2 protein-coding genes and 1 pseudogene are annotated in these 3,589 nt (G+C 68.3%); 1 reads left to right on the forward strand and 2 read right to left on the reverse strand.

Annotated elements, in window-relative coordinates; genetic code table 11:
- Nucleotides 1–121 precede the first annotated feature (121 nt).
- Nucleotides 122–568 (forward strand): annotated as a pseudogene (locus Q4610_RS21495) (aldehyde dehydrogenase family protein); the annotation flags it as partial.
- A 55-nt stretch (nt 569–623) separates the two neighbouring features.
- Here Q4610_RS21495 and Q4610_RS21500 read toward each other — a convergent pair.
- Together Q4610_RS21500 and gabT are read right to left on the reverse strand one after the other, a co-directional pair.
- Entirely contained in the window at nt 624–2,096 is a 1,473-nt protein-coding gene (locus Q4610_RS21500) for an NAD-dependent succinate-semialdehyde dehydrogenase (RefSeq protein WP_304537814.1), read from the reverse strand.
- Entirely contained in the window at nt 2,093–3,418 is a 1,326-nt protein-coding gene (gabT, locus tag Q4610_RS21505; protein ID WP_304537815.1) for a 4-aminobutyrate--2-oxoglutarate transaminase, read from the reverse strand. Before gabT ends, Q4610_RS21500 begins: the two co-directional genes overlap by 4 nt.
- Nucleotides 3,419–3,589: the final 171 nt, after the last annotated feature.

Raw genomic sequence — 3,589 nt, forward strand, 5'->3', positions numbered from 1 at the left:
CATTGGGCCCTCGGCGCTGACGGAGGCCATGGGCATGCTCAACCACCATTTCGCAGCAGCCGCCTGATCGGCGCAGAGCGACAGCCTACCTCTGACTGCCGCCAATCTTTGCAACAGAGCCCGCGACTTCTCGCTCCAGGGCTATGAACAGGGGTTCTTCATGGGCCCGACGCTGCTCGATCATGTCGCTGCCGACCATCGCAGCTATCATGAGGAGATTTTCGGCCCGGTGCTGCAGATCTTGCGCGCGCGGACGCTGGAAGAGGCCACGGCCTATGCCACCCGGCATCAATATGGGAATGGCGTGGCGATCTTCACGCGGAGCGGACATGCCGCGCGTGAGTTCGTGAGCCGTGTAGAGGTTGGCATGGTCGGCGTGAACGTGCCGATTCCGGTGCCGGTCTCCTACCACTCGTTCGGCGGCTGGAAGCGTTCGGGTTTCGGCGACCTCAATCAATATGGCATGGACGGCGTGCGCTTCTACACGCGGGTCAAGACGGTGACGCAGCGCTGGCCCGCGGCGGATGCGGCGGGCGAAAGCAGCTTCGTCATCCCCACCATGGCGTGATGTCCGGCGAGGCGCGCGATTGCGCGCCTCGCCTCGTCCATCGGTTGAGCCCTTGTCAGGCAGCTGTGGAAACCTGGGCGCAGATCATTTTGTACTGGAGATAGTCGTCCATCCCGAGATGCGACCCCTCGCGGCCCATGCCGGATTCCTTGATGCCGCCAAAGGGCGCCACCTCGGTGGAGATGGCTCCGGTGTTGTGGCCGACCATTCCATATTCAAGCGCTTCGGTGACCCGCACGCTGCGGTCGATGTCACGGGTATAGAGATAGGCCGCCAGCCCCGCGCGCGTGTCGTTGGCCAGGCGGATCGCGTCCTGCTCGGTCGCGAAGCGCACCAGTCCTGCCACCGGCCCGAACGTCTCCTCGCGGCAGATCAGGGCGTCGGGCGCCACGTCGACGATCACGGTCGGGGCGAAGAACGTGCCCGGCCGGTCGAGCGGGGCGCCGCCCGTGGTCACCCGGCCGCCGCCGGCGACGGCGTCATCGACATGAGACTGCGCCTTGGCGACCGCGCGGGCATCGATCAGCGGACCCTGATCGGTCGGGCCGTCCAGCCCCGAGCCGACCACGAGCGTGGCGACACGCTGGGCCAACCGCTCCGCGAGGCGATCGTAAATGCCGTCCTGGACCAGCAACCGGTTGGCACAGACGCATGTCTGGCCCGTATTGCGGAACTTGGAGGCGATGATGCCCTCGACGGCCGCGTCCACATCCGCATCGTCGAATATGATGAACGGGGCGTTCCCGCCTAGCTCGAGGGAAACCCGCTTGACGGTCGACATGCACTCGGCCGCCAGCTTCTTGCCCACTGCGGTCGAGCCGGTGAAGGTGAACTTGGCCACGCGCGGATCGGATGTGAGCACCGCGCCGATCGGCGGCGCGTCGCCGGCCACGACGTTGAACACGCCGGGCGGCAGGCCTGCTTCCTCTCCCAGTTTCGCCAGCGCCACGGCGGACAAGGGGGTGAGTTCCGAAGGCTTGAGGACCATAGTGCAGCCGGCGGCGAGCGCAGGGCCGGCCTTGCGGGTGATCATCGCGAGCGGAAAATTCCAAGGGGTGACGGCAGCCACCACGCCCACCGGCTGGCGCAGCACGCTCAGTCGCTTGTCGGGCAGGTGCGGAGTCAGCACCTCGCCGCGTACGCGCCGCGCCTCTTCCGCAAACCATTCGAGGAAGCCGGCGGCATAGGCCACCTCGCCGCGCGCCTCGGCAAGGGGCTTGCCCTGCTCGGCGGTGAGGATGCGGGCGAGATCCTCGGTGTTGGCGAGCATGAGCTCGCTCCACAGCCGCAGGATTCGGGCGCGCTCCTTGGCAGGGCGGGCGGACCATGGCCGAAATGCCGCCGATGCCGCCGCGACGGCGCTCTCGGCGGACGGGCCGCCGAGGTTCGCGACCTCGCCGACCAAAGTCCCGTCGGCCGGATTGCGGACCGCCAGGGTCGCGTCGCCGCGCACCCACCGGCCGTCGATATATCCGCCCGACCGCAACAGTTCGGGGCGTGACAGGCCCAGCGATGCGGGAGCAGTCATGCCGGCGCGGTCTCGCTTCCGACGTTCGCCTCCACAGCGGCCCGCGAACCGGGCACGAGCGCCGCCTCGAGCGCATCCAGCCCCTCGTCCAGCAGGGCGTCACTCGCCGTCAATGGCACCAGGATGCGAATGGTTTCGCCCTGCGTGCCGCAGGACAGCAGGATCAGGCCCGCCTCCAGCGCCCGCGCGCACAGCGCCTTGGCGCCCTCGCCATCGACCTTGCCCGTGCTCGCGTTCATCACATCGAACCCGATCATCGCGCCATGTCCGCGCAGATTGGCGATCGGCACGGTGTCGTTGCGCTGCCCGGCTGCCGAGATCCGCGCCCGTATCCGCGCGCCCATCGCGTCGGCGCGGGCCAGCAGCGCCTCGTCCTCGATCACGTCGAGCACCGCCAGCGCCGCCGCGCACGCCACCGGGGATCCGCCATAGGTGCCGCCCAGGCCGCCCGGCTCGACCGAATCCATGATCGCCGCGCGGCCGATCACCCCCGACAGGGGGAAGCCGCCGCCCAGCGACTTGGCGATGCATACCAGGTCCGGTTCCACGCCCGAATGCTCGACCCCGAACATCCGGCCGGTGCGGGCGAACCCGGTCTGCACCTCGTCGACGATCAGCAGGATGCCGTGCGCGTCACACCGTTCCCGCAGCGCCTGCAACAGTTCCGGCGGCGCCACATTGAACCCGCCTTCGCCCTGGATCGGCTCGATGATGATGGCCGCGACGCGGGCCGGGTCGACATCGGCGGCGAAGAGCATATCGAGCGCCGCCAGGCTGTCCTGGGTATCCAGGCCCTTGCTCGCCGAGGGGAAGGGGATGTGATGGATCTCGCCCGGGAAAGGTCCGAAGCCGCGCTTGTACGGGCTCACCTTGCCCGTCATCGCGGAGGCGAGCAGCGTGCGGCCATGGAAGCCGCCGGCGAAGGCGATCACCGCCGACCGCCCTGTCGCGACGCGGGCGATCTTCACCGCATTCTCGGTGGCCTCCGCCCCGGTCGTGAACAGGATCGTCTTCGCGTCGCCGGAGAAGGGGGCGAGCCGGTTCAGCCGTTCCGCCAGCGCGACATAGCTTTCATAGGGAGCGACCTGAAACGCGGTGTGGGTGAAGCGCGCCAGCTGGTCGTGGACGGCGCTCATCACGCGGGGATGCCGATGGCCGACGTTCAGTACGGCGATCCCCCCGGCGAAGTCGACGAAGCGGCGCCCCTCGACGTCCCAGAGTTCGGCATTCTCGGCCCGGTCGGCGTAAATCGCGGTGGACGAGCCGACGCCGCGCGGCACGGCAGCGCTGCGGCGCTGCGCGAGGCTGGAATTGGTGGTCATGTGAAAAGCTCCGGTATCGTAGGATTCAGGTGTGAAAATCAGGGTTTGGGTGTCAACGGCGGAGCAAAAGTCGGCCATTCGGCGGCGTAAAACCAGGCCATCGTGTTACATGCCGGGGGGAGTGGCGTGAGGGCGTAGCCCGAGGGCCACTCCCCCCGGCATTGGTGTAAT

The organism is Sphingobium cyanobacteriorum (genome assembly GCF_030580935.1).
Lineage (GTDB): Bacteria > Pseudomonadota > Alphaproteobacteria > Sphingomonadales > Sphingomonadaceae > Sphingobium > Sphingobium cyanobacteriorum.